Source organism: Arthrobacter sp. YC-RL1 (assembly GCF_001454985.1).
GTDB lineage: Bacteria > Actinomycetota > Actinomycetes > Actinomycetales > Micrococcaceae > Glutamicibacter > Glutamicibacter soli.
The window spans coordinates 2,177,747-2,204,285 of record NZ_CP013297.1; the positions used below are offsets into that span (position 1 = coordinate 2,177,747).

At 64.6% G+C, this 26,539-nt stretch carries 27 protein-coding genes and 2 tRNA genes; 10 read left to right on the top strand and 19 right to left on the bottom strand.

Features of this window, described 5'->3' with window-relative positions; all coding sequences use genetic code 11:
• Positions 1-3: 3 nt before the first annotated feature.
• Both ATC04_RS10200 and ATC04_RS10205 read right to left on the bottom strand, forming a co-directional pair.
• The gene (locus ATC04_RS10200) at positions 4-1,014 is read right to left on the bottom strand and encodes an NADP-dependent oxidoreductase (RefSeq protein ID WP_047118998.1); all 1,011 of its coding nucleotides are present in this window, start codon (positions 1,012-1,014) and stop codon (positions 4-6) included.
• Between the two features lie 68 nt (positions 1,015-1,082).
• Complete coding sequence (locus ATC04_RS10205) at positions 1,083-1,469, bottom strand: DUF1304 domain-containing protein (protein ID WP_047118997.1); 387 nt, start codon at positions 1,467-1,469, stop codon at positions 1,083-1,085.
• Between the two features lie 100 nt (positions 1,470-1,569).
• Here ATC04_RS10205 and ATC04_RS10210 point away from each other — a divergent pair, with 100 nt between their 5' ends.
• A complete protein-coding gene (locus ATC04_RS10210) occupies positions 1,570-2,154 on the top strand; it encodes a TetR/AcrR family transcriptional regulator (RefSeq protein ID WP_047118996.1) in 585 nt (194 codons plus the stop codon).
• Positions 2,155-2,156: 2 nt separating this feature from the next.
• Here the strand turns inward: ATC04_RS10210 and ATC04_RS10215 are convergent, their stop codons facing one another.
• Together ATC04_RS10215 and gndA are read right to left on the bottom strand one after the other, a co-directional pair.
• Positions 2,157-3,707: a carbohydrate-binding domain-containing protein gene (locus ATC04_RS10215; RefSeq protein WP_047118995.1), complete on the bottom strand. Its 1,551-nt coding sequence runs from the start codon at positions 3,705-3,707 to the stop codon at positions 2,157-2,159.
• A gap of 180 nt (positions 3,708-3,887) precedes the next feature.
• On the bottom strand, positions 3,888-5,327 hold the full coding sequence (gndA, locus tag ATC04_RS10220) for an NADP-dependent phosphogluconate dehydrogenase (RefSeq protein ID WP_047118994.1): 1,440 nt from the start codon (positions 5,325-5,327) through the stop codon (positions 3,888-3,890).
• A 208-nt stretch (positions 5,328-5,535) separates the two neighbouring features.
• Here gndA and ATC04_RS10225 point away from each other — a divergent pair, with 208 nt between their 5' ends.
• On the top strand, positions 5,536-6,267 hold the full coding sequence (locus ATC04_RS10225; RefSeq protein ID WP_047118993.1) for an FCD domain-containing protein: 732 nt from the start codon (positions 5,536-5,538) through the stop codon (positions 6,265-6,267).
• An 88-nt stretch (positions 6,268-6,355) separates the two neighbouring features.
• Here ATC04_RS10225 and ATC04_RS10230 read toward each other — a convergent pair whose 3' ends face one another.
• Both ATC04_RS10230 and ATC04_RS10235 read right to left on the bottom strand, forming a co-directional pair.
• Complete coding sequence (locus ATC04_RS10230) at positions 6,356-7,777, bottom strand: GntP family permease (protein ID WP_047118992.1); 1,422 nt, start codon at positions 7,775-7,777, stop codon at positions 6,356-6,358.
• A 52-nt stretch (positions 7,778-7,829) separates the two neighbouring features.
• Positions 7,830-8,348 carry a gluconokinase gene (locus ATC04_RS10235; protein WP_047118991.1) on the bottom strand — a complete coding sequence of 173 codons (519 nt, stop codon included), beginning with the start codon at positions 8,346-8,348 and terminating at the stop codon, positions 7,830-7,832.
• A 318-nt stretch (positions 8,349-8,666) separates the two neighbouring features.
• On the opposite strand from ATC04_RS10235, the gene ATC04_RS10240 reads away from it, so the two are divergent.
• Positions 8,667-8,930 carry a GlsB/YeaQ/YmgE family stress response membrane protein gene (locus ATC04_RS10240; RefSeq protein WP_047118990.1) on the top strand — a complete coding sequence of 88 codons (264 nt, stop codon included), beginning with the start codon at positions 8,667-8,669 and terminating at the stop codon, positions 8,928-8,930.
• An 84-nt stretch (positions 8,931-9,014) separates the two neighbouring features.
• On the opposite strand, the gene ATC04_RS10245 is transcribed toward ATC04_RS10240, so the two are convergent.
• Positions 9,015-9,848, bottom strand: coding sequence for an HNH endonuclease family protein (locus ATC04_RS10245; protein WP_231735958.1), 834 nt, complete (start codon positions 9,846-9,848; stop codon positions 9,015-9,017).
• Between the two features lie 399 nt (positions 9,849-10,247).
• Between ATC04_RS10245 and ATC04_RS10250 the strand changes: the two genes are divergently transcribed.
• The gene (locus tag ATC04_RS10250; RefSeq protein WP_082123887.1) at positions 10,248-10,940 is read left to right on the top strand and encodes a hemolysin III family protein; all 693 of its coding nucleotides are present in this window, start codon (positions 10,248-10,250) and stop codon (positions 10,938-10,940) included.
• Between the two features lie 171 nt (positions 10,941-11,111).
• Here ATC04_RS10250 and ATC04_RS10255 read toward each other — a convergent pair whose 3' ends face one another.
• The 8 genes from ATC04_RS10255 to ATC04_RS10280 form a co-directional block, all read right to left on the bottom strand.
• Positions 11,112-11,306, bottom strand: coding sequence for a CsbD family protein (locus tag ATC04_RS10255; RefSeq protein WP_047118988.1), 195 nt, complete (start codon positions 11,304-11,306; stop codon positions 11,112-11,114).
• Between the two features lie 43 nt (positions 11,307-11,349).
• Positions 11,350-11,571 carry a hypothetical protein gene (locus tag ATC04_RS19870; protein WP_152666835.1) on the bottom strand — a complete coding sequence of 74 codons (222 nt, stop codon included), beginning with the start codon at positions 11,569-11,571 and terminating at the stop codon, positions 11,350-11,352.
• A 176-nt stretch (positions 11,572-11,747) separates the two neighbouring features.
• Positions 11,748-11,930 carry a hypothetical protein gene (locus ATC04_RS19330; protein ID WP_146956155.1) on the bottom strand — a complete coding sequence of 61 codons (183 nt, stop codon included), beginning with the start codon at positions 11,928-11,930 and terminating at the stop codon, positions 11,748-11,750.
• A 197-nt stretch (positions 11,931-12,127) separates the two neighbouring features.
• A tRNA-Val gene (locus ATC04_RS10260) sits at positions 12,128-12,203 on the bottom strand.
• Between the two features lie 98 nt (positions 12,204-12,301).
• On the bottom strand, positions 12,302-13,435 hold the full coding sequence (locus tag ATC04_RS10265; protein WP_082123886.1) for an AI-2E family transporter: 1,134 nt from the start codon (positions 13,433-13,435) through the stop codon (positions 12,302-12,304).
• Between the two features lie 352 nt (positions 13,436-13,787).
• A tRNA-Val gene (locus ATC04_RS10270) sits at positions 13,788-13,863 on the bottom strand.
• A 97-nt stretch (positions 13,864-13,960) separates the two neighbouring features.
• Positions 13,961-14,410: a redoxin domain-containing protein gene (locus ATC04_RS10275; RefSeq protein WP_047118986.1), complete on the bottom strand. Its 450-nt coding sequence runs from the start codon at positions 14,408-14,410 to the stop codon at positions 13,961-13,963.
• Positions 14,411-14,827: a DUF3052 domain-containing protein gene (locus ATC04_RS10280; protein ID WP_231735959.1), complete on the bottom strand. Its 417-nt coding sequence runs from the start codon at positions 14,825-14,827 to the stop codon at positions 14,411-14,413. It lies immediately after the preceding gene.
• A 364-nt stretch (positions 14,828-15,191) separates the two neighbouring features.
• Here ATC04_RS10280 and aceE point away from each other — a divergent pair, with 364 nt between their 5' ends.
• From aceE to ATC04_RS10310, 6 genes are all read left to right on the top strand, one after another.
• A complete protein-coding gene (gene aceE / locus ATC04_RS10285) occupies positions 15,192-17,936 on the top strand; it encodes a pyruvate dehydrogenase (acetyl-transferring), homodimeric type (protein ID WP_047118984.1) in 2,745 nt (914 codons plus the stop codon).
• Between the two features lie 133 nt (positions 17,937-18,069).
• A complete protein-coding gene (locus ATC04_RS10290) occupies positions 18,070-19,278 on the top strand; it encodes a helix-turn-helix domain-containing protein (RefSeq protein ID WP_052772348.1) in 1,209 nt (402 codons plus the stop codon).
• Positions 19,279-19,443: 165 nt separating this feature from the next.
• The gene (locus ATC04_RS10295) at positions 19,444-20,367 is read left to right on the top strand and encodes an ACP S-malonyltransferase (protein WP_047118983.1); all 924 of its coding nucleotides are present in this window, start codon (positions 19,444-19,446) and stop codon (positions 20,365-20,367) included.
• 218 nt (positions 20,368-20,585) lie between these two features.
• Positions 20,586-20,831, top strand: coding sequence for an acyl carrier protein (locus ATC04_RS10300; protein ID WP_047118982.1), 246 nt, complete (start codon positions 20,586-20,588; stop codon positions 20,829-20,831).
• Positions 20,832-20,960: 129 nt separating this feature from the next.
• Positions 20,961-22,208 carry a beta-ketoacyl-ACP synthase II gene (gene fabF, locus ATC04_RS10305; protein WP_047118981.1) on the top strand — a complete coding sequence of 416 codons (1,248 nt, stop codon included), beginning with the start codon at positions 20,961-20,963 and terminating at the stop codon, positions 22,206-22,208.
• 151 nt (positions 22,209-22,359) lie between these two features.
• Positions 22,360-22,935, top strand: coding sequence for a dihydrofolate reductase family protein (locus ATC04_RS10310; protein ID WP_047118980.1), 576 nt, complete (start codon positions 22,360-22,362; stop codon positions 22,933-22,935).
• A 14-nt stretch (positions 22,936-22,949) separates the two neighbouring features.
• On the opposite strand, the gene ATC04_RS10315 is transcribed toward ATC04_RS10310, so the two are convergent.
• The 4 genes from ATC04_RS10315 to dprA form a co-directional block, all read right to left on the bottom strand.
• Entirely contained in the window at positions 22,950-23,324 is a 375-nt protein-coding gene (locus ATC04_RS10315) for a VOC family protein (RefSeq protein WP_047118979.1), read from the bottom strand.
• A gap of 280 nt (positions 23,325-23,604) precedes the next feature.
• Positions 23,605-24,108: a DUF3145 domain-containing protein gene (locus ATC04_RS10320; protein WP_047118978.1), complete on the bottom strand. Its 504-nt coding sequence runs from the start codon at positions 24,106-24,108 to the stop codon at positions 23,605-23,607.
• A 141-nt stretch (positions 24,109-24,249) separates the two neighbouring features.
• Positions 24,250-25,242: a tyrosine recombinase XerC gene (locus tag ATC04_RS10325; RefSeq protein WP_047118977.1), complete on the bottom strand. Its 993-nt coding sequence runs from the start codon at positions 25,240-25,242 to the stop codon at positions 24,250-24,252.
• 31 nt (positions 25,243-25,273) lie between these two features.
• Positions 25,274-26,530 carry a DNA-processing protein DprA gene (dprA, locus tag ATC04_RS10330; RefSeq protein ID WP_082123884.1) on the bottom strand — a complete coding sequence of 419 codons (1,257 nt, stop codon included), beginning with the start codon at positions 26,528-26,530 and terminating at the stop codon, positions 25,274-25,276.
• Positions 26,531-26,539: the final 9 nt, after the last annotated feature.

The window sequence follows — 26,539 nt, forward strand, 5'->3', positions numbered from 1 at the left end:
CGGCTAGATGCGCACCAGCATCTTGCCGGTGTTCTCGCCCTGCATCATGGCGATGAACGCGTGGACGGTGTTCTCGATCCCATCCACGATCGTCTCGTCGTAGGCGATCTGTCCGTCGGTGAACCACTGGCCCATGCGCTCGGCAAATTCGCCGGAATGCTGCAGGTAATTGGCCAGCGTAAAGCCCTGCAGCTTCAGCCCGCGGGTGATCAGGTTCGCCATGTTGCGCGGGCCGGGGGCCGCCTCGGTGGTGTTGTAGCTGGAGATCGCTCCGCACAGCGCGGCGCGACCGCCGTCGTTGAAGTTCTCCAGTGCGGCTTCTAGGTGCTCGCCGCCGACGTTGTCGAAGAACACGTCGATGCCCTCGGGCGCCAGGGATGCCAGCTGGCCGGCGACGTCCCCGTCCTTGTAGTTGAAGGCCGCGTCGTAGCCGTACTTTTCGGTCAGCAGCGCGACCTTCTCGGCGCTGCCGGCGGAGCCGATGACGCGCTTGGCGCCCAGCAGCCGGGCGATCTGCCCGGCGGCGGTGCCCACCGCGCCGGCGGCTCCGGAGATGAAGACGGTGTCGCCCTCCTTCATCCCGGCGATCACCGTGAGGCCGACCCAGGCGGTCAGGCCGGTCATGCCCATCATGTGCAGCCGCAGCGAGCTGGGCACGCCGGGGATTTCCGGGACCGCGGTGAATCGCTCGGCGGTATCCTGGACGGTGTCGGACCAGCCGTGCTGGTGGGTGACCAAGGTGCCGACGGGCAGCGTGTCGGACATCGATTCGGTGACCCGGCCGACGGCGCCGCCGGTGATCTGCTCGCCGATCTGGTACGGGGCGACATAGGAGCGTGTATCATTCATGCGCCCGCGCATGTAGGGGTCCACGGAGATGAACTCGTTGCGCACGCGCACCTGCCCCGGCGCCAGCTCGGGCAGTTCGGAGGTGCGGAACTGGAAGTTCTGCTCGGTGGGCCAGCCGGTCGGGCGGGAGGCGAGCAGGATCTGGGTGCTGGTGGTGTTGGACATGGGTGGATGTTCCCTTTCTGTTGTCAGGTAATCCGGAGATTGCCCGGGTCGGCAAGTTGATCGGTGCGCTAGAGGATCAGTCCGAGGGCCAGGAAGATGAGTCCCAGCAGCGGCAAGGTGCCCTGCTTCAGGGCTGCGGCTGACTTCTCCGGGCTGGAGATGGCCAGCACGAGGGCCGCGAGCAGCATGGAGCCAAGGCCGGTGAACACCAGGGCCGAACCCACGGCCGCCTGCCCGGCGAGCTGGAAGACCAGCCCGGCGAACACGGCAATCGCCAGAAACAAGTTGTAGAAACCCTGGTTGAAGGCCAAGGCCTTGGTGGCATGGGCTTCCGCGACGCTGGTGCCGAAGACCTTGCGGGTGGCGGGTCGCTCCCACCACAGCGACTCCATCAGGAAGATGTAGACATGGAGCAGCGCGGCTGCAAGCGCAAGGACCTGCGAAATGATGATCATGAGTGCGCCTTCCCTCGGCGGCAGGTGCCGCGGACCTTTATCTGTAACGACCATTTCAATATATACTGAAATGGTCGTTACGAAAAGGGAAAGGACTGTGATGGCTCGAACACTGGCCTTCGACCGCGCCGAGGCGGTGCGCCGGGCGCGCTCCGTCTTCTGGTCCCGCGGCTACGAATCGGCATCCGTCCCGGAGCTCGAAGCGGCCACCGGGCTGAGCCGTTCGAGCATCTACAACTCCTTCGGTTCCAAGCGCGGCCTGTTCGACGCGGCGGTCGACAGCTATCTGGAGGAAGTGGTTCGGCCGCGCCTTGCAGACTTGGCCGGCACCGCGGTCTCCGCCCACGCGCTGGACGAGTACTTGGCCGCGACGCAGGAAATTTTCCAGAAGCCCGAGTCGCTTCTGGCCGCCAACGGATGCCTGCTGATCAACAGCGCCAACGCGCCGATCGCCCGAGACGAACACGTCAGCGAGGCGATCAGCGCCTACCGCGCCGAACTGCACGCCGCGTTCTCCCGCGGACTGCGGGCCGCGGCCCCGGGTCTGGATGAACAGCGCCATGAGCTGTTGGCCGAGGCGGTCACCGGATTGGTGGTCGCAGCCTTCGCCCTGGTGCGCATCAGCCCCGTGGAGGCCGCGCGGCTGATCGAGTCGGCCCGGCAGCTGGCGCAAACCCGCGCCTAGGGTCAACGTGCCCTGGGACCGCCCAGAGCCGAGGAATACTGGCCCGCAGTGACAGTTGCAACTGGCTTGGCCCCGTCCAGCTGCCCGGCACCCAGGCCCGCTGCCACCTCGGCGCTCCCGCCGGTGGAGATCGTGTAGCTGCGGCCGTTCACGATGTCCTTTGAGGAATAAACCAGGTTTTCGGTCGGCTTGCTGGTGACGAAGGTGGCGAGCAGCGTTCCGGCGGAGTCAGCGATCTGGATTACCGTGCCTGCGGGAACCGCGGAACCCAGCGGGACCTGCAGCCCGCCCTGGGTGGATGAACCGCTGGGCCCCTGGGCCATGGAGCCGCTGCCAGCCGCCGCCAGCACGCCGCCAGTGATCGTCATCTCCCCGTTCGCGTCGATGGCCCCGTTGCCGGCGCCGGTCGGACCATTGACCACGATCTGCCCGCCGGATATAGCGATGCCGCCATTGGAGTCCAGCCCGTCGCCCTCGGCGTTAACCGTCACGGCCCCGCCGGAGATCTCCAAGTGGAAATCACCCGCCTGCTGCGCGCCGCCCCCGGCGATCGAGGCGTTCAGCCCGTCGTCGTCGGCCGTGGCGTTGACCGTGCCGCCGGAGATATCGATGATGGCCGCTTCCAGCGCTTCGGTCGAGTCGCTGACCACGGCGGTTCCGCCGCTGATCCTCAATGCCGTCTGTGCCTTCAGGCCGTCGTCCCCCACGGAGACGGTGAGCTGCCCGGCGTACTGGTGCAGCCAGCCGAGGTCCTCGCTTGCGTCGTTGGTGGACTTGATGCCATCCCCGGCGGCGGTCACGGTGTAGTTGCCGCCGAGCACCAGCACGTAGTCCCTGCCTTTCACCCCGTCATCAGCGGCGGCCACCGTGACCTGCCCGGAATCCAGGACCAGCCCGTCAGCGCTCGCGATGCCGTCTTGGTGGTTGCCCTCCACGGACAACTCGCCGCGCCCGGCGATGGTCAGGTCCGCCATCGAGTAGATCGCGGCGTTCGGCGCGTCCGCGGCGGTGTCCGCATAACTCGGGGCGTCGCTGGCGGAGTTTCCGGTCCCCTCCTCCAGGTACAGCAGCACCTCGTTCGCCTGCGCGGCCAGGATGGCGGGCCCCGTGGACGAGGTGATGTGCGCGCCGTCCAGGATGATCCGCACCAGGGCATCCTTGGGGGCATCCACCACCAGCTGGCCGTCGCCGAGCGTCCCGGAGACGCGGTAGGTGCCCGCGGCATTGATGCTCACGGTGCCGCCGGACACGGAGACCTCCTTCGCGTTCTCCCCCGCGGCCGTCGAGCCGGAGTCTGCCAGCGCAAGCGTGGTTTCCGCGGAGGCGTCCCAGTGCAGGTCATCGGCGTCGAAATGGGTGTCCTCGATGACGTCCTTGGCCGAGGCGGTGCTGGTGTCGGGCGAGGCGCTGGGCACCGCGGCGCTTTGGAAGGTGCTGTTGCCGGTCACCTCGGACACGGTTTTCATCGACCCTGCGGAGCATCCGGCCAGGGCCAAGGCCAGACACAGGGCCGCAGCCGATGCCAGGGCCTTGGTGCGGAACGGGAACTTCATGGGTCAACCTCGGGGAAATTGAAGGGGCAGTACCCATTGTTTTCCGCCAGGCTGTGACAGCTCTGTTCAGCGCAAAAGCCGCACGTATGAATCCAGCCGGCGGCGCTCGCCGGGAATACGCAAAAGCCGGCCGGGCCGGGGAAAATTCCCCTGCCCGGCCGGCTTTAGGCGCCAGAAGACCTAGTGGGTGTCTTCTGCTTCGATCTCCGAGCGGTCCCCACTCCACAGGGTGTGGAAGGTGCCGTCCTTGTCGGTGCGGCGGTAGGTGTGCGCACCGAAGAAGTCGCGCAGTCCCTGGGTCAGGGCCGCCGGCAGGCGGTCGCGGCGCAGGCCGTCGTAGTAGGACAGCGAAGAGGAGAACACCGGTGCCGGGATGCCCAGCTGCACCGCCACTGCCACCACGCGGCGCCAGGCCGGAACCGCCTTGGCGATGGCCTCGGAGAAGGCCGGGGTGAACAGCAGGTTGGCGGGCTTCGCGTCGCCCTTGTAAGCGGCCATGATGTCCTTGAGCAGGGCGGCGCGGATGATGCAGCCCTCGCGCCACAGGCCGGCGATCTCGTCCAGCTTCAGTTCCCAGTTGTACTCGTCGGCAGCCGAGGTGAGCATGTCGATGCCCTGGGCATAGGAGACCAGCTTCGAGGCGAACAGCGCCTGACGCACGTCCTCCACGAAGTTCTCCGGCAGCGCGACCTCGGTGGTCTCGCCGGCCAGCGCGCTCTGGCCCACGGCGCGGATCTCGCGCTGCGAGGACAGGGAGCGGGCGAACACGGATTCGGCGATCGCAGAGACCGGGGAGCCCAGGTCCAGGCCGGACTGCACGGTCCAGCGGCCGGTGCCCTTCTGGCCTGCGGAGTCCTGGATGACATCGATCAGCGGCTTGCCGGTGGCGGCGTCGGTGTGGCCCAAGACCTCGGCGGTGATTTCAATCAGGAAGCTGGACAGGTCGCCCTGGTTCCAGTCGGCGAAGATCTTGGCCTGCTCGGCCGGCTCGATGCCCGCGGCGCTGCGCAGCAGGTCGTAGGCTTCGCCGATGACCTGCATGTCGGCGTACTCGATGCCGTTGTGGACCATCTTCACGAAGTGGCCGGCGCCGTCGGTGGAAATCCAGGCGCAGCATGGGGCGCCGTCGTCGGCCTTGGCGGAGATCTTCTCCAGCATCGGGCCCAGGGCCTTGTAGGACTGGGCCGAGCCGCCGGGCATGATCGATGGGCCGAGCAGCGCGCCCTCTTCGCCGCCGGAGACGCCGACGCCGACGAAGTGCAGGCCCTTTGCGGCCAGCGAAGCCTCGCGGCGGCGGGTGTCGGTGTAGTGCGAGTTGCCGCCGTCGATGATGATGTCACCCGTATCCAGCAGCGGAACCAGCTGGTCGATCACGGAGTCGACCGGGCCGCCGGCCTTGACCATGATCATCACGCGTCGGGGGGACTCGAGGTTCGCGACAAGCTCTTCCAGGGATTCGGTGCGGATGAAGTCGCCTTCATCGCCATGGGCCTCAAGCAGCGCGTCGGTCTTGGCGACCGAGCGGTTGTGCAGGGCGACGGTGTATCCGTTGCGGGCGAAGTTGCGAGCGAGGTTCGCACCCATCACGGCCAGACCTGTGACACCAATCTGTGCAGGCATAAAAATAAGTCTCCATCAATTACCGGGAGGTGGGCCGGGAGCAGAGACCGGAACAGTCACGGTCTCAGATCACGACCACGTGACCCTCCCATCTTACAAGGGTTCGACAGGCGTTTCCCAGAGCACGCACGCACTTAAAACATATTTGTTTACGCGTGCCGGGGCCCGCGATAGCCAATGCCGCCTGCTCATTGGCTAAACTGGCGTCATGGCAACTAGTCTGCACGCTCATGTGGTTGAGCACCTCGGCTCCCGCATCGTCAGCGGACAAATTCCCCGCGGCTCCATCATCCTGGCCGCCGATCTTGAGCAGAAACTCCAGGTCTCCCGTTCGGTGATCCGCGAGGCGGTGCGCGTCCTGGCCCAGTGCGGCCTGGTCAACAGCACCAAACGCGTCGGAATCCGGGTGCTCAGCGCCGAGCACTGGAACCCGTACGACGACCACGTGATCCGCTGGCGGCTGGCCAGCGACCAGAAGGGCGCGCAGCTGCGCTCGCTGACCGAACTGCGCATCTCCGTCGAACCGATGGCCGCCGAGCTGGCCGCCGAGGTCGCCCCGGAGGACATGCGCAAGGAACTGATGCTCATCTCGGCGCAGATGAACCACTATGGACGCCAGGGCGATTTGCGCCGCTTCCTCGAACTCGACATCCGCTTCCATGCGCTGGTGCTGGCCGCCAGCGGCAACGAGATGTTCGCGAACCTGTCCACCCCGATCGGCGCAATCCTGCGCGGGCGCACCGAGCTGGGCCTGATGCCCGAACGCCCCCACGAGGAGGCGCTGCTGTGGCACCAGTCGGTGGCGGACGCGATCTCCAACTCCGACCCGGCCGCGGCCCGGCGAAATATGGAAAGCATCATGCGCCGCACGCACAACGAGATCTCCAGCCTGTGGGAGAACGAGCCGCGCTTGTTCGTGGACCCGGCCAAGACCAGCTGATCCCCCGGCGCAAAATCAAAGGATCCCGCTGCGTGCACCTTGCATGGTGCGCACAGCGGGATCGTGTGGTTATGCGGTCCGGGCCCGGCTAGGCGAGCACGGTGGCGATGCCGTAGAGCACCATCACGAAGACGAAGCCGACAACCGAGACCAGCGCCTGGCCCACGGTCCACACGCGCAAGGTGGTCGGCACGTCCATCTGCATGAAGCGCGAGACCAGCCAGAAGCCCGAGTCGTTGACGTGGCCGGCGAACACCGAGCCCGCGGCCAAAGCGAGCACCATGGTGGCGACCTGGAAGGCGCTCAGCGAGGCATCGGCCAGCACCGCCGGCTGCACGATGGCTGCCGCAGTGGTCAGCGCCACGGTGGCCGAACCCTGCGCCAGGCGCACGATCGCGGCGATGAGGAAGCCGGCAATGATCAGCGGCAGGCCTACGGATTCCAGCGAGTCGGCGATGGCTGTGCCGATGCCGCTGGCGCGCAGCACGCCGCCGAACATGCCGCCGGCGCCGGTGATCAGGATGATCGAGCACACTGGGCCCAGCGCCGAGTCGACCACGGTTTCGATCAGGGTCTTGGCCTTGCCGGTGCGGAAGCCCAGCAGGTAGATCGCCAGCATCACGGTGACCAGCAGCGCCACCGGGGTCTCGCCGAACAGGCGCAGCCACTGCACCCAGTCGGCCTTGGGGTCGACCACGCCGGCGGTGCCGAGCATGTTCAGGCCGGTGTTCATGAAGATCAGCAGCAGCGGGAGCAGCAGCAGGCTGAACACGGTGCCCACCGACGGGGAAGACTTGAACGGATCGGCTTCGCCCGGCTTGGCGCCGCCCAGTGCGGCATCCAGGATGTTCGGCACGGAGATGTCGAACTTCTTGCCCACGAACTTGCCGAACAGGTGGCCGGCGAAGAACCAGGTGGGGACGGCGACCAGCAAGCCGAGCAGCAGCACCAGGCCGACGTTGGCTTCCAGCAGGCCGGAGGCGGCCACCGGACCCGGGTGCGGCGGCACGAACACGTGCATCACGGAGAAGGCGGTCGCGGCCGGGATCGCGTAGGTGAGCAGCGAGCCGCCCAGCCGGCGTGCGACGGTGAAGATGATCGGCAGCATGACCACCAGGCCGGCGTCGAAGAAGATCGGGAAGCCGAAGAGCAGGGAGGCCACCGACAGCGCCAGCGGAGCGCGCTTTTCGCCGAACTTGCCGATGAGCCAGTTGGTCAGCACGTCGGCGCCTCCGCTGGTTTCCAGCATGCGGCCGAGCATCGCGCCCAGGCCGACCAACAGGGCGACGCTGGCCAGCGTGCTGCCGAAGCCGCCGGTCATCGTGGAGATGATGGAGCCGGCCGGGATGCCTGCGGCGATCGCCGTCAGCAGGCTGGTGATCACCAGCGCCAGGAAGGCGTGGACGCGGAAGCGGATGATCAGCACCAGCAGCACGGCGATGGCCGCGGCCGCCAGGGCCAGGAGCGCGGGGGTGCCCAGCGTCCAGTTGAGTTCGAGCTCAGTTGTCATTGTCGTCCTTGATCAAGTCGAGCGTGAGGGATGGGTGTCCAGGCCACGCGGCCTAAGCGGTCGGTGCGGGAAGGGCCGCGAGCAGTGTGTCGACGATCTGCGCGGGGGTTTGCGTGATGTCGGCGGTGAGCACCCGCTCGTCGCTGCCGGGTTCTTCCAGCGTGGCCAGCTGGCTTGCCAGCAGCGAGGCGGGCATGAATTCGTGGTCGCGGGCCGACATGCGTTCCCCGATGAGGGATTTGCCGCCGGACAGATGCACGAACAGGGTGGAGGGCTCATGGGCCCGAATCAGGTCCCGGTAGGAACGCTTGAGCGCGGAGCAGGCCAGCACGATCGGGCTTCCGGCGTGGTTGGTCTCGGCCAGCTTCAGGCCGATGATTTCAAGCCATGGTGCGCGGTCCGCGTCGTCCAAGGCATGGCCGGCGGCCATCTTGTCCCTGTTGGACTGAGGGTGCAGCGAATCCCCGTCGATGAAGGCCCGCTCCAGCCGGCGGGCCAGCAAGTCGCCGATGGTCGACTTGCCGCTGCCGGAAACACCCATCACCACGATGGGAGGGATCATTTCAGTCATGTGTCACTCCATTGTGCATGAACCCTGTAATCAGACTTTAGTGATCCAGTGATTCATAAAATCATATTTATACAGACTAAAAGTCAGCCCCTGTGATGTCAAGCAAGTTCTCCTGGCTGGCCTCCCGCCCTTGGATCCGCGCAGGTCAGCTGTCTGCGGCGTGAATTCCAAGGGCTGCCTCAAGCTGTTGGAGTACAATTCCTTGGGGAATTCTGAGAAATTCGCACCGCCTGCAGACCAGCTCATTTATCGAGGGGTATTCTCACGATCAAGCCGGTCAACCCGGACTGCTAGGACCAAAGAGCATTGGAGTAAACAATGGGATTCTTAGGCTTCATTCTTCTAGGACTGATTGCCGGTGCCATCGCAAAGGCCATCATGCCCGGAAAGCAGGGAGGCGGCTGGATCGCGACCCTGCTGTTGGGAGTCGTCGGCGCCGTACTCGGCGGATGGCTCGGCAGCGTAATTTTCAACAAAGGCCTCGAAGAATTCTGGGACCTGTCAACGTGGCTGCTGGCGATCGCCGGCGCCTTGGTGGTCCTGTTCATCTGGGGACTAGTCACCAAGCGCACGGCGCACTGACTGAACGAATGACCCGCAGGGACGGCAGTATTCGCCGACCTGCGGGTCATTGCGTGCCCGGCTACGAAACCGGGACGAGCTCAGTTATATGCGCCAGCGCAAACGGCTTTCGCTCTTCGAGGACTTGCAGGTGTAGGTTTTGCCAGCCTTCGACTTGCCCTTCTTGCCCTTGTCAGCGCTCTTGCAGAACGCTCCGGGCGAAACCAAGCCCTTCACCGTGCCCGGCGCCTTGGGCTTGGAGGTTGTGCTCGGCTTCGAGGAACCGGCAGGCTTGATCGGGGTGACCTTGGCGGCCTTCTGGTTCTTGCAGGAGTTCAAGACCTTACTCATGGCCTTCTTTTCGGACGAGGTCACCGAGAGCGCGTATTTCTTCTTCACGCTGATCTGGGTAGCCACGTACTGGCAGCGGAAGGACTTGTTTTTCGGCAGCCATTCGGCGGCATTCTTGTCCCCCTTCTGGCGGTTGGCCGAGGCATCGGCCGCGATCAGGTTCAGCGGATCGTTGGCCAAGGCCTGGCGCTGGGCCTGCGAAAGCTTCTGGCCGCCCGAAATCCACGCATTCTTCAATGCCACCACGTGATCGATGTCGACGGAGCCCGACTTGACCTTCCAGTTGATCTTCTTGCCGGTGTAGAGGTCGTTCAAGGTTCCCGAAGCCACCGTGCACTTCTTCTTGTCCTTGAACTTCACCTTGGACATGTCCCGCGACAGGGCCTCCTGGCGCTCATCGCATTTGTCCTTGTCGAAGTCCTTCCAGCCGTTGCCGAATTCGGCATTGCGGTTGTACCCCGTCGCCGGCGCCTTGCCCTTCACCGGCAGCGTATTCAGGACTGTCAGCGCCTTGGGGCCGTTGAGCTTGGCGCCGGGCTTGACCGCCTTCGATTTCGTTGAAACCAGTTCCGCTTCAAGCGGTTGCACCGCGGATATTGCGGATTCCCCGACGGCCTGCGCCGAGGTGCGCGTGTCCGCCCCGGGAGCAGAACATCCGACGAGCACCAATGCGCTCACTGATACTGTGGCCAAAAGGCGGCGCAGCATATTTCCCCATTTTGAAAATTTGAGTGATGGTGCCCCGAGCGAGCGCAGCCGTAACTCATTCGCCCTTGCAGATGGACGAAGAATTCCCCCGCCACGAGAGAGTTTAGCCAATGACGCCGACATCCGGGGAACGTTGATGAAATCTTCAAGTTCTTAGTCTTCATACTTCATTCACCGCGTCCCGCCGCAGCGGAATTCTGTTGGGCACAGCACGTTGCCAGAGAGGTGCCGTAGACTGCAAGCAGTTGGGCGCTACGCCCGAAGGACCAAAGGATTCGCATGACTTCGCCTACGCTGTCAGCTGCCAAGCAGCCGAAACGCCCACTTCGACAACTGGCAGTCCAGGGCACCGAGAGGACTCGCTGGCGGGGATTAATCCACGCGTGGTCGACGCCGGGCATCATCATCATGGGTCTGCTGCTCATCGTGCTGGCGGACGGACACCTGGCTGAATGGACTACCGCCGTCTTCGCCCTGAGCTCGATCACCCTATTCGGCACCTCCGCGCTATATCATCGCGGCAATTGGACGGATAAGATCATGGGCTTGTTCCGCCGAGCGGACCACGCGAACATCTTCTTGTTGATTGCCGGTACCTATACTCCCGTCGCCTCGTTGACGCTTCCGCCCAAGCAGGCGATCATCGTGCTTTCGATCATCTGGACCGGGGCCCTGTCTGGAATTGCCGTCAAGTCGTTCTGGCCGTGGGCTCCACGCTGGGTCGGCGTCAGCCTCTACATCCTGCTGGGATGGGGCGCCGTCATGTATCTCCCGGCGTTCTGGGCGGCAAATCCTGCGGTCATGATCCTGATCGTTGCAGGCGGGCTCGCCTACACCGTTGGCGCTGTCTTCTACGCCACCAAACGCCCCAACCCTCTGCCGAAAATCTTTGGCTTCCACGAGCTGTTCCATGCCTGCACCATTCTTGCTTTCCTCTGCCACTGGACAGCAGTGCTCTTGGTAGCCCTGTAGGATCCGCTCCGCGAAGTCCACGGTCACCAGACAACGCACGGCGCCGACCAGCTCCCCGAGGGGGCGGGTCGGCGCCGTGCGTTGGACTTTGGCCATGCCGCTGGGGCCGAAAACGCCCCGAACACTTCATCAGTGTCCGGGGCGTTCGAGGTTTAGTCGCCAGTCGCAGGCTTACTTCGTGAAGTCGTCCTTGATGTTCTTGGCTGCGTCCTTGACGTGTTCTCCAGCTTGCTTGGTCTTGGCAGCTGCCTGGTCGGCGAGGCCTTCGGCCTGCAGGTCTTCATTGTTGGTAGCGTCGCCGACCTTCTCCTTGACCTTGCCGCTTGCTTCCTGTGCCTTGTTCTTGATCTTGTCCCCGAAACTCATGTGCGTTTTCCTCACTGTCGCTGGAACTTCGTACTATCTCACGCTAGCAATTTAGCTTCCGGATCAGGTGGGTAGCTGCTGAATAGAAACCCGAAAAACCAGCACTTGCTTGCGACGCATGGAACAGGCGGATATCCTCAAGGCCGCTGTCGCGGGCAACCAGGTTATCTAAACAAGCTTCACTTTCACGGGCCGATGGATGGCAATCTTCTGCCCGCCGAATTATGAGGTTGGAATCCGAGTCAACAACATCATTATTGGCCAATGTTCTACGTAGACTTCAGCAGCTCTTTCCATCGGGACGCGGAAAACCCCACCAATTTCTTGGTGGGGTTCTCTTGCGAGTGAAGGTATTCGTGGCTATCCCCATATCCACGCAAACCGTATGCCGCTCCGGACTACGCCCCCCAGTTTGTCCGGATCCTGCGACTATCACTGTTGCTAGACTACAGCCGCCTGCCGACAATCGGAGTAAAGCGCTCCAATTGTTTCAATATGGCCAAGTAATACTTCGTCACGGAGCAGAAATTCGCTTCTTGCCTCAGGAAAGTCAATAAAACCGACTTTCTCACGCACAGCAATTTGCACCGACGCGTGGGAGTCTAGGTGCTTGAAAATGCTCATTCAGGTCTAGCCGCCATGCTTCCACGCTTTTGACCAGACGGGCCGACCGGCATGGCAGTCTTGGCCTGGATTCCTGCGAGGAAAGTAGAACCTCAGACGACATCTAATTCACTCTGGGGCCGCCACCGACCTAAGGCTTCTGGAAAGAGGAAACCCGCGCAAGTGATCGTGAAGATCGCTTGAGCGGGTTTCATATTTGGTGGGCCCTACCGGGATCGAACCGATGACATTCACGGTGTAAACGTGACGCTCTACCAGCTGAGCTAAAGGCCCTTGGCATTGCCAGCCGAGGATATTTCCCCGCGCCAACAGGGAATAACTTTACGGGGAACCCTGCATCCACGCAAGTCAGGACTCCGTGACATACATCTCTAGGACGGTGGCTCGGTTTGCGCGTCCCGCTTGGGGATCACTATTTCACGCACGACGATCAGGATCGAGGCGGTGATGGGGATGGCAAGCAAGGCTCCGAACAGGCCCATCAGCGCGGCGCCGGTCATGGCGGCGATAATGACCAAGACGCCGGGGACATTTACCGCCTTGCCCATGATTCGAGGCGTAACTTGATATGCCTCCAATTGGACATAGATGAAATAGGCAATCAGGAATACCAGCGCCGCCGATGGGCTGATGAGCAATGCGCCCAAAGTGCCAATGATAAGAAACAGAACCGAACCGATCATCGGAATCAGGGTAATCAAGAACGCCATCAAGGCGAATAAGACTGCTACTTGTGAGCCGAGCAGCAGGAAAATCACCAGAACCACTGCGGCGTTGATGGCCGACAGCGTGACGGCCCCAGCAACCGCCTTGCCGACGGCGAAAACGATCGAATTCAGCGTCGTCGAAAACTTCTCGCGCCGATAGGCCGGCATCAGACGCGCGACGGCCAGCTTCATCGGATCCAACGTGGAGACGAAATACAGGGTCAAGACGATCACCAGGAAAGCTGACGAGATCCCATTGACGATGCCCATGCCGACATGCAGCACGCCCCCGGACAGTGCCAGCAGGTTTTCTGCGGTGAAGTACGTTTCGAAGGCCGCCAGTAGCTGCTCAGTCGCGTTGAACCCCATGGACTCGGAAAGCTCCGTGTACCACTGGCTGGCTTGGATCGCGTCGATTTCCTGCGGGATGCTTGCAAGGAACTCAGTGAATTGGCGGACGATCGCGGGAACAACGAGCGCCGCAATACCGATCATGAGGAGGACAAATGCCACGATAACGGTCAACACGCTCCAGCCATGGGGCATGCCGCGTCCCTTGAGCGCGTTGACGGCCGGCGTCATACCCAAGGCGAGGAAGAGCGCAAGTGTGATGGACATGAGCACCGACGACATCGAGACTACGACCATGGCCAAGCCGACCGCGAGCGATGCTCCCGCGGCCATGATGAATCCAGTGGCGAACGGTTGTCCTGGTACCACGGCCAGGCTCTTGGGAAAACTGCTCAGGGTGAAGGTGCGCCGCCCGCGGTGATCCGGCACTTTCGAATCCATGCTCATGGCAGTACCCTACCGTCCAGGCTGCCGGCTGGATACAGTCGACGGCCTAATATGTCCTAGTCGATGCCCAAGTCGAGGGCTACCATGTGCTCGTTGTTTCCAGGCAAGGCGTCCCTCACTCCCAGCCCATCCTCCAGGGCAATCGACCGGAAAACCATTGGCAGGCCTTGAGCTACCAGCGGCGAAACACGGTCCATCAGCTGAGCGTGGACGTGCGGCTGGCCAACGAGGGAAGTCTGGACGCGGCCGAAACGCTGGAACGAATCCTCGGAGAATAATTCCCTAAAGTCACGGAGCGCGGAAACGTAAAAACCCAGGTTCTCGATAGTAAATCGAGAACCTGGGTTGCAATTGGTGGGCCCTACCGGGATCGAACCGATGACATTCACGGTGTAAACGTGACGCTCTACCAGCTGAGCTAAAGGCCCTAACCACATCAGCTTTTGCAAGCCAACGAGGAATTACTTTACAGAGCTTTCCAGCTCTGCGCAAATCGGGGCGTTTCCCGAACGCGCCGCAATGCTTCTACGCTTTGTCGATGGCGCTCCGATAGTCCTCCAGGCTGCGCGGCTGGGTCATTTCACTGGTGAAAGTTCGACGCACTATCCCGTCTTCAAGATAAATCGACAGCCGTGTCGCCACGCCCTGCCGCTCGTCGAACGCGCCGGCTAGCCGCGCCACTCGACCATGAGGCCAGAAATCGGCCAGCAGGTCGAACTGGATCCCCAACGCCTCGGCATAATTTCGCAACGCGAACTTGTGATCCACCGAAATCGCGACAACCCGCACCGAACGGTTGGCGAAGTACTCGAGATGCTCCTGGAGCTGCGCCAATTCCGAGCCGCAGACGCGGGAAAATGCCCACGGATAGAAGACAACCAGCACCCGGCCGTCGGACAGCCCGGTGCTGGTGATCGTTTCGCCGTACTGATTTTCCAGCGAGAAGTCGAACAGGCGTGAACCCGTTTCGATCATTTAGTTCTTCTTGCGCGGTGCCAAACGAATGGCCGACCAGTCGGCCGAGACACCCTCAGTAGTAGTCACGTGCAGCCCGGCGCTCGGAGCTTCCTGCTGGATCAGCGATGGGGACACATGTCCCTCGCGACCCTGCTTCGGGGTCAGCAGCCATACGATGCCACCCTCCCCGAGGTTGCTCAGCGAGTCCATCAGCGCGTCGACAAGGTCTCCGTCGCCATCGCGCCACCAGTAAATCACTGCATCAACGACGTCGTGATCCTCTTCGGTGAGCAGCTCTGAACCAATAGTGTCCTCGATCGCGTCGCGAAGATCGTAGTCCACGTCATCGTCGTAACCCAGTTCCTGGATAAGGTCTTCATTCTTGAAGCCCAGTTTTTTAACGGACTCCAGGTTTGCCGATACGGCGTCGCTCACTTCATTCCTCCTGATGGTGCAAAGCGTTACTACCAACGAAACACCGTTTCGTCGCTCCATTCAAGCGCTACGGCAATAACACGCCGAACGAATATCGCCCGCCAGAAAGTGATGCAGGCCAATTTGACAGGGTCAATCTAGCGTTGACTCCTGCACACTGTCGCATAAGTCACCTAAAATATCCTATTTAATGCTATTTTGCCCAAAAATCTCGTCGATTTTTCGGCTTTCGATTCATTAGAGTAGGCAGTGAACCGAGCAGGACACACCACTCCAGTGTTACTGCACCCGATGTCCCATCCCGCTGCACGGCAGAAAAATGTCTGCACCGCGGCGGAGCCGCAATTTCAATCAAGGAGCTTCAGTGGCTGTAGAGGAACACATCTCCCAGATCCGTAGTGGTTTGACTTACCAGCTATCCGATCGGGATCCCGAGGAAACCCAGGAATGGTTGGACTCGTTCGACGCACTCGTCGAAACCCAGGGCACCGAGCGCGCCCAGTTCATCATCCGCTCGCTCCTGCAGCGTGCCGGCGCCAAGTCCGTTGGCGTGCCGATGGTGACCACCACCGACTACGTGAACACCATCCCCGTCGACCAGGAGCCCGAGTTCCCCGGCGACGAGCAGATCGAACGCCGCTTCCGCGCGTTCATGCGCTGGAACGCCGCCATCATGGTGCACCGCGCCCAGGAGCCTTCCATCGGCGTCGGCGGCCACATCTCCACCTACGCAGGCGCCGCGACCCTGTACGAAGTGGGCTTCAACCACTTCTTCCGTGGCAAGAACCACCCGGGTGGCGGCGACCAGGTCTTCTTCCAGGGCCACGCCTCGCCGGGCATGTATGCCCGCGCATTCCTCGAAGGCCGCCTGTCCGAAGAGGACATGAACGGCTTCCGCCAGGAGAAGTCGAAGGAAGGCCACGCGCTTCCTTCCTACCCGCACCCGCGTTCGCTGCCGGACTTCTGGGAATTCCCGACCGTGTCGATGGGCATCGGCCCGGCCAACGCGATCTACCAGGCCCAGCTGAACCGCTACCTGCACAACCGCGGCATCAAGGACACCTCCGAGCAGCACGTCTGGGCCTTCCTGGGCGACGGCGAAATGGACGAGCCGGAGTCGCGCGGTTTCCTGCAGCTGGCGGCCAACGAGAAGCTGGACAACCTCACCTTCGTGGTGAACTGCAATCTGCAGCGCCTTGACGGCCCGGTGCGCGGCAACGGCAAGATCATCCAGGAACTGGAAGCCTTCTTCCGCGGCGCCGGCTGGAACGTCATCAAGGTCGTCTGGGGCCGCGAGTGGGATGCCCTGCTCGAAGCCGACAAGACCAACGCCCTGGTCGACGTCATGAACCAGACCCCGGACGGCGACTACCAGACCTACAAGGCGGAGTCCGGCGCGTTCGTGCGCGAGCACTTCTTCGGACAGCGCCCGGAGACCAAGGAACTGGTCGCGGACTACACCGACGATGAGATCTGGAACCTCAAGCGCGGCGGCCACGACTACCACAAGGTGTACGCGGCCTACAAGGCAGCCACCGAGTTCAAGGGCAAGCCGACCGTGATCCTGACCAAGACGGTCAAGGGCTACGGCCTGGGCTCGCACTTCGAGGCCCGCAACGCCACGCACCAGATGAAGAAGCTGACCCTCGAGGACCTCAAGGGCTTCCGCGACCACCTGCGCATCCCGATCACCGACGAGCAGCTCGAGGCCGATCCGTACCTGCCTCCGTACTACCGCCCGTCCGAGGATTCGGCCGAGTACAAGTACATGATGGAGCACCGTGCCAAGCTCGGCGGCTCCGTGCCGTCGCGCCGCCAGGAATCCGACGTCAAGCTGACCCTGCCGGGCGAGAAGGCCTACGCCATCGCCAAGCGCGGTTCGGGCAAGCAGCAGGCGGCCACCACCATGGCCTTCGTGCGCCTGCTCAAGGACCTCATGCGCGACAAGGAATTCGGCCACCGCATCGTGCCGATCGTGCCCGACGAGTCCCGCACCTTCGGCATGGACGCGTTCTTCCCGACTGCCAAGATCTACAACCCGGGCGGCCAGAACTACCTGTCCGTGGACCGCGACCTGGTGCTGGCCTACAAGGAATCTCCGCAGGGCCAGCTGATCCACCCGGGCATCAACGAGGCCGGCGCCGTGGGCGCGTTCACCGCGGCGGGCACCAGCTACTCGACCCACAACGAGCCGCTGATCCCGATCTACGTGTTCTACTCGATGTTCGGCTTCCAGCGCACCGGCGACCAGTTCTGGGCCGCCGGCGACCAGATGGCCCGCGGCTTCATCATCGGCGCCACCGCCGGCCGCACCACCCTGACCGGTGAGGGCCTGCAGCACGCCGACGGCCACTCGCCGGTGCTGACCAGCACCAACCCGGCGGTTATCACCTACGATCCGGCCTACGGCTACGAGATCGGCCACATCATGCGTTCCGGCCTGGAGCGCATGTACGGCGGAACCCACGAGGATCCGAACGTGATGTACTACCTGACCGTGTACAACGAGCCGATCCACCAGCCGGCCGAGCCGGAGAACGTGGACGTCGAGGGCATCGAGAAGGGCATCTACCTGCTCAAGGAAGCCACCACTGACGGCCCGCGCGCGCAGCTGCTGGCTTCGGGCGTGGCAGTGCCGTGGGCCCTGGAAGCCCAGAAGATCCTGGCCGACGAATGGGGCGTGTCCGCAGACGTCTGGTCCGTGACCTCGTGGAACGAGCTGACCCGCGACGGCCTGCACGCCGACGAGCAGGTCCTGGTCGATCCGTCCAAGGCCCGCCGCGTGCCGTACGTGACCCAGAAGCTGTCCTCGGCCACCGGTCCGTTCATCGCGACCACGGACTACATGCGTGCGGTGCCAGAGCAGATCCGTCCGTACGTCCCGGGCGAGTACCACACCCTGGGCGCCGACGGCTTCGGCTTCTCGGACACTCGCTCGGCGGCGCGCCGCTTCTTCAAGATCGACGCGCACTCGCTGGTGGTGCAGACCCTGCACTCGCTGGTTGAGCGCGGCGAGATCGCGGCCGACTCGGCCATCAAGGCGCACGCCAAGTACGATCTGAACAACCCGAACGCCGGCAAGTCCGGCAACGCCGGCGGCGACGCCTAAGCGCGGGATCGTCCACCTCGAACGCGAATGAGCTGCCCTGCCCGAACAAGTTTCGGGCAGGGCAGCTTGCCATTAACCGCTGGCTCGGACACCGCTGGATCTGAGGCGAAGGCGCAACGCTAAACTTGAAGGCATGGCCCCAGAAACCGAATCGATCGCCGCCGCGCGGGCCCGGGCAGCCCGCCCTGCGCCGAGCGCCGAAACCGTCAAGCGGCTCAAGAACCACATCGGCGTGCTGTCCACGACCGCGCTGAAGTACCTGGACCAGCAGCTGCCCTGGTACCGCTCGCTGGAGCCGAACGAGCGCGCGGCCCTGGGCCTGATCGCGCAGAAGGGCATCTCCACCTTCGTCACCTGGTACGAGGACCCCTCCTCCACCCCGTCCTGGGTGGTCACCGACGTGTTCGGCGCCGCCCCTACCGAGCTGACCCGCTCCATCTCGCTGCAGAAAGCGCTGGGCCTGCTGCGCACCATCGTGGAGGTCGTCGAATCCCAAGTCCCGGACATCGCCCCGGAGAAGGAACAGGCGGCCCTGCGCGAAGCGGTGCTGCGCTATTCCCGCGAGGTCGCCTTCGCCGCCGCCGACGTCTACGCCCGCGCGGCCGAAACCCGCGGCGCCTGGGACTCCCGGCTGGAGGCCCACGTGGTGGATGCGGTGCTCCACGGCGAGGGCCACGATTCACTCTCCTCCCGGCTGGCCGCCATCGGCTGGAAGTCGCAGAGCAACATCCGGATCCTGGTCGGCGCCACCCCGGGCTCGAACTCGGTCAGCTTCGTCTCCGCCATCCGGCGCCTGGCCACCCGATACGCTCGCGACTCGCTGGTCAGCGTGCTGGGCGACCGCTCGGTGCTGATGCTCTCGGACACCAAGTTCGAGGAGGCAGACCTGGGCCGGCTCGCCCGCTTCTTCGGGCCCGGCCCGCTGGTCTACTCCCCCTTGGCCGCCACGGTCACCGACATGCCGCAGGCCGCGCAGGCAGCCATCGCGGGCTACGCCGCCGCCTGCGCCTGGCCCCAGGCGCCGAACCCGGTGGGGGCCGATGACCTGTGGCCTGAACGCGCCTTCAACGGCGACGAGCTGGCGCGCACCGCGCTGCTCGAACGCGTCTACCGGCCGCTGCAGCAGGCCTCCAACGGGTTGCTGGAAACGCTGTCCAGCTACCTGGCCCTGGGCCATTCGCTCGAAGGCACCGCGCGCGGGCTGTTCGTGCACGCCAACACCGTGCGCTACCGGCTCAAGCGCGTCTCCGAGGTGACCGGCTGGGATCCGCTGTCCCCGCGCGACGCCTTCGTGCTGCAAAGCGCGCTGGTGGTGGGGCGCCTGGCTGACTCGGGCCAGTAGCACTTTTGGCGGTTCCGCACAGTTGCCGGAGCGTCATGCAACGGCGTTACATGGGTTTTTGCCTCCCCCATGCGCTAGGCTTTTGTAGGAAACCTACAATCCGTGACCGCGAGCTTGGTGCGTGACCACGCGCCACGAGGCCGCAATCTTTGGAAAGCTGTAAGAGTGTTAGCAATCGTATGCCCGGGACAGGGCTCCCAGACCCCAGGTTTTCTTTCCGAGTGGCTCGACGTCGACGGCGTGCGTGAGCATCTTGCCTCGCTGAGCGAAATCACCGGCCGCGACCTGATCGAGCACGGCACCGTCTCCGACGAGGAGACCATCAAGGACACCGCAGTGGCGCAGCCGCTGATCGTGGCCGCCGGATTGATCACCGCCCGCGCGCTCTTCGGCGAGCAGCTTCCGGCCAACTCCGTGCTGGCCGGACACTCCGTCGGCGAAATCACAGCCTCAGCCCTGGCCGGCGCGCTGAGCGAGAACGACGCAATGAACTTCGTGCGCGTGCGCGCCAACGCCATGGCCGAAGCCGCCGCGGCAACCCCGACCGGCATGGCCGCGGTGCTCGGAGGCGACCCGCAGGAGGTCCTTGACCGCCTGGCCGAACTGGATTTGACCCCGGCCAACGCCAACGGCGGCGGGCAGACCGTCGCCGCAGGCACCATGGAGCAGCTGGCGGCGCTGGGCGAGAACCCTCCGGCCAAGGCCCGCGTGATCCCGCTCAAGGTCGCCGGCGCATTCCACACCGCGCACATGGCCCCGGCCGTCGGCGTGCTGCAGGAACTGGCAGACACCCTGGCTCCCGCCGAGCCGGCCACCACCCTACTGTCCAACTACGACGGCCAGGCTGTCGCCTCGGGTGCGGCCAACCTCGAATCCCTGGTGGCCCAGGTATCCCGCCCAGTCCGCTGGGACCTGTGCATGCAGACCCTCGCAGCCCAGGGCGTCACCGGCATCCTGGAGCTGGCTCCGGCCGGCACCCTGGTAGGCCTGGCCCGCCGCGGACTGAAGGGCGTGAAGGGCATGGCCCTGAAGTCCCCCGCGGACCTGGACGCCGCCCGCGAGTTCATCGCCGAGCACACCGCCAACTAGGCGCCGCACCGCGCCAGCTGAAATTTTTCGCCCGCTTGACGCGTCATCGCCCAACCGGCGAGGGCCATCTGGCCTAAGCTTTAAGCGGTGAAACCCTGTCCGTGCCCCGCACGGGACGCGGAAAGGGTTTCGAACAGTCGGATCACGGCCCGTTACCGCGGGCATGAATCCAGAGCAACGACCGGATCCCTCCGGCATCATGAGAAAAGGAGCCATCCATGGCTAGCAACGAAGAAATCCTGGCAGGCCTCGCCGAAATCGTTAACTCGGAGACCGGCCTGGACGAAGCAGACGTGCAGCTGGACAAGTCCTTCACCGAGGACCTGGACATCGACTCGATCTCGATGATGACCATCGTCGTTGAGGCCGAGGAAAAGTTCGAGGTCAAGATTCCGGACGAGGAAGTCAAGAACCTGAAGACCGTGGGCGACGCCGTGAACTTCATCGCCGGCGCCCAGGCCTAGCAGCATTCCGCCAGCGAACTTTTCGCTGGCACACCGTTGTGCGGGCAAGCCGTGCACACCGGCCGGTACGTCAAGCCGGCCCCCACAAATTTTAAACAGCAAAGTTGTACCCCAGTAGAGAGTTTGATGATGGCGCGCAAAGTAGTGATCACCGGTCTCGGAGCCACCACCCCCATCGGTGGGGACGTCCCTACCCTGTGGGAGAACGCCCTGAAGGGTGTTTCCGGCGCCGCAACCATGGAAGACAGCTGGGTCGAGGAATACGACCTGCCGGTGACCTTCGCCGCCCGCGCCTCCGTGCAGCCTTCCGAGGTGCTGACCCGCCCGGAGACCAAGCGCATGGACCCGTCCACGCAGTTCGCCGTCGTGGCGGCCCGCGAGGCCTGGGCCGACTCGGGCCTGTCCAAGGACGACGTCGACCGCAACAAGCTTGCCGTGGCCTTCGCCACCGGCATCGGCGGCGTCTGGACGCTGCTGAACGCCTGGGACACCCTGAAGGAAAAGGGCCCGCGCCGCGTGCTGCCGATGACCGTGCCGATGCTGATGCCCAACGGCCCGGCAGCCGCGGTGTCGCTGGACCTGGGAGCCGCTGGCGGCGCCCACACCCCCGTCTCCGCCTGCGCATCGGGCACCGAGGCCATGCACGTGGGCATGGAGCTGATCCGCGCCGGCAAGGCCGACGTGGTCATGGTCGGCGGCGCGGAAGCCGCCATCCACCCGATGCCGATTGCAGCGTTCTCCTCCATGCACGCCCTCTCGCGCCGCAACGACGATCCGGCCAAGGCTTCGCGCCCGTACGACGTGGACCGCGACGGCTTCGTGATGGGCGAAGGCGCCGGCGCACTGGTGCTGGAGTCCGAGGAGCACGCGCTGGCCCGCGGCGCCCGCATCTACGCCGAGCTGGCAGGCTCGTCGGTCACCGCCGATGCCTACCACATCACCGCGCCGGACCCGGAGGGCCTGGGCGCCACCCGCGCGCTGAAGGCCGCCATGTACGACGGCCGCATCCAGCCGGAGGACGTGGTGCACGTGAACGCGCACGCCACCTCCACCCCGGTAGGCGACAAGCCCGAGTACACCGCGCTGAAGGCCGCCCTGGGCGACCAGCTGGACAATGTCCTGGTCTCCGCCACCAAGTCGCAGATGGGCCACCTGCTTGGCGCATCCGGCGCCGTGGAGTCCGTGCTGACCACCCTGGCGATCTACCACCGCAAGGCCCCGGTCACCATCAACCTGGACAACCAGGATCCGGAGATCCCGCTGAACGTCGTCACCGGCGCTCCGGCCGACCTGCCGGCCGAGGGCTCGATCGTCGCGCTGAACAACTCCTTCGGCTTCGGCGGCCACAACGCCGTCGTCGCGATCCGCAGCATCTAGCAGCAGCTGTGCCCCCGCGGGCCGGAACCGAGCATTCGGTTCCGGCCCGCGGCGCGTTAACTGCACTTCCCTATTGTCGCCGGGCGCCGGGCGTTGCTACGCTCGATCTCGACAGGCCACCGATCATTTTCCACCTTTTAGGAGCCGCATCATGCGCACCTTGATCGCCACCGCATTCATCTCGCTGGACGGGGTCATGGAGGCGCCCGGCGGCGAACCCGGCTACCGCAACTCCGGCTGGACCATGAGCTCGGTGGACTTCGACCCGGCCGCCTACGAGATGAAGGGCACCGAACAGGGCGAGGCCACGGCTCTGCTGCTGGGGCGCCGCAGCTACCAGGCCTTCTCCCCCGTCTGGCCGGCGATGACCGAGGAATTCCCCGGCTACAACGCGATGCCCAAGTACGTGGTCTCCACGACGCTCAAGGACAAGGACCTGGTGGACAACTGGGGCGAAACCACGATCCTGCGTTCGGCCTCCGACGTGGCCCGGCTGCGCGCCAGCGACGGCGGACCGATCAGCATCCACGGCTCCGCGACGCTGGTCCACTCGCTGCAGGAGCACCACCTGATCGACCGCTACCACCTGCTGGTTTTCCCGGTGCTGCTCGGCGCCGGCAAGCGCTTGTTCAGCGGCGCCGACCTGGACGCGCAGAAGCTCAAGCTCGTCGACTCCGCCGTCTATTCCAACGGCATCCAGAAGAACGTGTTCGACGTGCTGCGCTGATCTGCGCTCCTGCGCTACAGATAGGGCCGGGTGATCAGCTCGAGGTAGTGGCCCGACGGGTCCAGCAGGTAGACGCCCCGGCCGCCGTGCTCGCGGTTGATCTGCCCGGCCAGCTGGCGCTGCGGATCGGCCCAGTGCTCGATCCCGCGCGCGCCGATCAGCGCGTAGGCCCGATCGAAGTGCGCATCATCGAGCAGATATGCGTAGTGCTGCGGCGGGAACTGCATTGGCGGCGTGGCGAATTGCAGCAGCACGCCGCCGCCGATGCCGATGTTTTGGAACGGCCCCCAAGAGGGCTGCCGCTCGGCCTCCAGCAGCTCGATGTAGAACTCGGCCATCTGGGCCGCGTCGGTCGAGGCGATGATGGTGTGGTTGAAGTGCGCGGTCATGTTTCCCTATCGTTGTACGGTTTCCGGTGTGCTTGGAAGGTGCATACGCAGGGAGGAGCGCGGATCAGGGAACGACCAGATGGCCGTTCCGGGAGCGGCCTGTGGTGGCCTGACTGGTCTTCATCACGATCGATCCTAGCACCAGAGGGTCGTCAGAAGACAGATGCACAAAATGCGATCCCCCGCAGGGGGATCGCATTTTGTTTTTGGTAACAACCCCGCACCACCGGGGCTGGATCCGGGCCGGCTCGCGCAGACTCGGAGACTAGTTAACCAGTGGCTAAACCACCTGGTTGAGCCATCGAACAGAGGAGTTCTCCCCTGCATGTCGGAAGGGTTCGAGCTCCTCATCCCAAGCCTCGCCCAGGGCAATGGACATTTCTTGGTAGAAGATCGAGGGATTGCCGTCGCCCTTTTCATAGGCCCAGCGGATGCGCTCTTCGCTGATCATGACGTTGCCGGCCGTGTCGATGGTGGCGTGGAAGATTCCCAGATCCGGGGTCACCGACCAGCGGCTGCCGTCGACGCCCGGGCTCGGGTCCTCGGTGATTTCGAATCGCAGATGCTGCCACCCGTGGATTGCGCTGGTCAGCAACGCGCCAGTGCCTTGGGGGCCTACCCACTCAATTTCGGCACGACGAAAGCCGGGTGCAGCGTGCTGTTCGGTCCATTCCATCTTGACCGGTTTTCCGAGCACGGACCCGATTGCCCATTCCAGATGTGGGCATAGCGCAGCGGTGGCGGAATGAATATAAATTACGCCCCTGGTCATCGGTGCAGACATGCCATCCTCCGTACGGTGTTGATCGTCTTCCCCTACGTCAACATCGTGGTGGTGCAGCTACCGCCGATAGTTCTATTTTGCCCGATGAACAGCACTTTTCGCTACTCGGGAGGGTGATTAGGAGGGAATTGGTAGATTCCCTCAGGCGCGCGGGTGCGCCTGCCGGTAGCTTTGGCGCAGCCGGTCCACCGAAACATGGGTGTAGAGCTGGGTCGTGGCCAGCGACGCGTGGCCGAGGAACTCCTGGACTGCGCGCAGATCCGCTCCACCATCGAGCAAATGGGTGGCCACCGTATGGCGCAGGGCATGCGGCCCGCTGGCGGCGGTATCCCCCAGCGATTTCAGCGCCTGCGAAATCACGTCGCGGGCCTGGCGCACATTCAACCTGCCGCCGCGCACGCCGACCAGCAGGGCGCCCTGGGCCTTTTCCTCGTCGACCAGAACGGCCCGATGGGTCAGCAGCCAGGAGGTCAGCACCCGCTGGGCGGGATTGCCGAACGGCACCATCCGTTCCTTGTTGCCCTTGCCGACAACCTTCAGCGTGCGGCGGCTGAAATCCAGATCCTTCACGTCCAAGGAGACCAGTTCGCTGATGCGCAGCCCCGAGGCGTAGAGCAGCTCTGCGATCACGCGGTCGCGGGCGTGGACCGCCAGCTGCTGCGGGCTCTGCGGCGCCTCATCGTCCGCCGCGCCGTCCTGTCCGGTGTGCTCGCCGGTATCCGCGAGCAGCCGGTCGATCTGCCCGGGTTGCAGCACATGCGGCAGGCGGCGCTCCTTCTTCGGCGCGGCCAGGCGCAGGGCCGGATCCTCGGCCACCAGCTGGTGCTTCAGCGCCCAGGCGAAGAAGTTCTTCACCGAGGAGATGCGCCGCGCGATAGTGGTGCGCGAGATCTGCGCTTCGTGCATGCTGGCCAGCCACTCGCGCAGCATCTCCACGTCGACATGGTGCGGTGCGCTGACCTGCCGGGTGGAGTACAGGAACGTGCCCATGGTGCGCAGGTCGACCTCGTAGGCGCGCAGCGTGTTCTCGCTGCGCCCGCGCTGCAAGCGCAGGTAATCCAGATAGTCGGCGACCGGTTCGGCGAACGAGGCCGGCAGCTGCGGGGTCTTGGTGGCGTTGGTGTCCTGCTTCATCCCTTCGAGGATACCGCGACGCACCTGCGGGTTAGGTGCGCGCCAGCTTCCACCCCGCGTCGTTGCGAACCGCCAAGCCGCGGCCCTGCAAGGTGGACAGCCCGCGCAGCGTCTGCAGGATCGTGACGCCGCTGCGCGCTGAGATCTCATCCGGGCTCATCGGCCTGGTGAAGGACAAGACGTCGTAGAGCATGCCGACCTCCGCGGGCAGCCCGTCCACCGGACGCTGACGCGGGTCGTCCGGTTCACTGGCGGCAACGCCGGCGGGTGCGTCTGGCCCGAGGCCCAGCAGCTCGGCCGCCTCGGCGGGGCTGGAGATCAGTTCGGCGGCTCCGGAGCGGATCAGCCGGTGGGTGCCCGCCGAGTTCGGCGAGAACACGCTGCCGGGCACCGCCGCGACATCCCTGCCCAGCTCCACGGCATGGCTTGCCGTGTTCAGCGCCCCGGAGCGGTGCCGCGCCTCGGTGATGATGGTCAACCTGCTGAAGGCGGCAATCAACCGGTTGCGGTTCAGGAACCTGAAACGCGTCGGTGTGGTGCCCGGCGGCACCTCTGAGTACAGCGCGCCGCGGGTGATGACCTGCTCCAGCAGGTTGTGGTTCCCGGCCGGGTAGAGCCGGTCTGCTCCGCCAGCGAGGATCGTGGCGGTCGGCGGGTTCGGGAACTCCCAGCCGTCGTGGGACAGCGCGGCGCGGTGGGCTGACGCGTCGATCCCGTAGGCGCCGCCGGAAACGATCGTGAAGCCCTGCAGCCCCAGCGCTCGGGCCAGCTCGAAGGTGACCTGGTTGCCGTAGTCGCTGGCGTCGCGCGAGCCGACGATGGACACCGTGCGCTCGCGGTCCCCGCCGAGGTTCCCCGGGTCGGCCGCCCGCCACCACAGGCACAGCGGCCTGCCCAGGCCCAGGTCGTCCAGCTGGGCCGGCCAGCCGGGGTCCTGGCTGGTGAGCAGTCCCCCGCCGAGGCGCTGCATGGCCTGCAGGGCGGCACGCTCGTTGGCGTAGGGCAGCCGCTTGCGCCAGCGGGTGAGCGCGACGCGCAGGTCCTGGGCGGAATTCGGGGCCGGCTGCCGGCCGGTGGCCTCGGCCAGCTTCAGCCCCAGGTCCAGCGGCACATGGTCCTCACGGCGGATCAGGGCCAGCAGCTCGGCCGGGGTCATCAGCTCCAGCAGGGCCGCGGCGGTGACGTCGTTCGGCTCGACCAGCTGGTTCAGCGCGGCCAGGCACAGTGTGTGCGGTAGGTGGCCGACGGCGTCCTGCCGCCGGGCGGGGGTCTGCGGTGCGGTGCTCATGATGGTGCT

Excerpts from the sequence above, each read along its gene's own strand:
- ATC04_RS10200 (WP_047118998.1), bottom strand. The coding sequence starts at position 1,014 with ATGTCCAACACCACCAGCACCCAGATCCTGCTCGCCTCCCGCCCGACC.
- ATC04_RS10205 (WP_047118997.1), bottom strand. The coding sequence starts at position 1,469 with ATGATCATCATTTCGCAGGTCCTTGCGCTTGCAGCCGCGCTGCTCCAT.
- ATC04_RS10210 (WP_047118996.1), top strand. The coding sequence starts at position 1,570 with ATGGCTCGAACACTGGCCTTCGACCGCGCCGAGGCGGTGCGCCGGGCG.
- ATC04_RS10215 (WP_047118995.1), bottom strand. The coding sequence starts at position 3,707 with ATGAAGTTCCCGTTCCGCACCAAGGCCCTGGCATCGGCTGCGGCCCTG.
- gndA (WP_047118994.1), bottom strand. The coding sequence starts at position 5,327 with ATGCCTGCACAGATTGGTGTCACAGGTCTGGCCGTGATGGGTGCGAAC.
- ATC04_RS10225 (WP_047118993.1), top strand. The coding sequence starts at position 5,536 with ATGGCAACTAGTCTGCACGCTCATGTGGTTGAGCACCTCGGCTCCCGC.
- ATC04_RS10230 (WP_047118992.1), bottom strand. The coding sequence starts at position 7,777 with ATGACAACTGAGCTCGAACTCAACTGGACGCTGGGCACCCCCGCGCTC.
- ATC04_RS10235 (WP_047118991.1), bottom strand. The coding sequence starts at position 8,348 with ATGACTGAAATGATCCCTCCCATCGTGGTGATGGGTGTTTCCGGCAGC.
- ATC04_RS10240 (WP_047118990.1), top strand. The coding sequence starts at position 8,667 with ATGGGATTCTTAGGCTTCATTCTTCTAGGACTGATTGCCGGTGCCATC.
- ATC04_RS10250 (WP_082123887.1), top strand. The coding sequence starts at position 10,248 with ATGACTTCGCCTACGCTGTCAGCTGCCAAGCAGCCGAAACGCCCACTT.
- ATC04_RS10255 (WP_047118988.1), bottom strand. The coding sequence starts at position 11,306 with ATGAGTTTCGGGGACAAGATCAAGAACAAGGCACAGGAAGCAAGCGGC.
- ATC04_RS19330 (WP_146956155.1), bottom strand. The coding sequence starts at position 11,930 with ATGAGCATTTTCAAGCACCTAGACTCCCACGCGTCGGTGCAAATTGCT.
- ATC04_RS10265 (WP_082123886.1), bottom strand. The coding sequence starts at position 13,435 with ATGAGCATGGATTCGAAAGTGCCGGATCACCGCGGGCGGCGCACCTTC.
- ATC04_RS10275 (WP_047118986.1), bottom strand. The coding sequence starts at position 14,410 with ATGATCGAAACGGGTTCACGCCTGTTCGACTTCTCGCTGGAAAATCAG.
- ATC04_RS10290 (WP_052772348.1), top strand. The coding sequence starts at position 18,070 with ATGGCCCCAGAAACCGAATCGATCGCCGCCGCGCGGGCCCGGGCAGCC.
- ATC04_RS10300 (WP_047118982.1), top strand. The coding sequence starts at position 20,586 with ATGGCTAGCAACGAAGAAATCCTGGCAGGCCTCGCCGAAATCGTTAAC.
- fabF (WP_047118981.1), top strand. The coding sequence starts at position 20,961 with ATGGCGCGCAAAGTAGTGATCACCGGTCTCGGAGCCACCACCCCCATC.
- ATC04_RS10310 (WP_047118980.1), top strand. The coding sequence starts at position 22,360 with ATGCGCACCTTGATCGCCACCGCATTCATCTCGCTGGACGGGGTCATG.
- ATC04_RS10315 (WP_047118979.1), bottom strand. The coding sequence starts at position 23,324 with ATGACCGCGCACTTCAACCACACCATCATCGCCTCGACCGACGCGGCC.
- ATC04_RS10320 (WP_047118978.1), bottom strand. The coding sequence starts at position 24,108 with ATGTCTGCACCGATGACCAGGGGCGTAATTTATATTCATTCCGCCACC.
- ATC04_RS10325 (WP_047118977.1), bottom strand. The coding sequence starts at position 25,242 with ATGAAGCAGGACACCAACGCCACCAAGACCCCGCAGCTGCCGGCCTCG.
- dprA (WP_082123884.1), bottom strand. The coding sequence starts at position 26,530 with ATGAGCACCGCACCGCAGACCCCCGCCCGGCGGCAGGACGCCGTCGGC.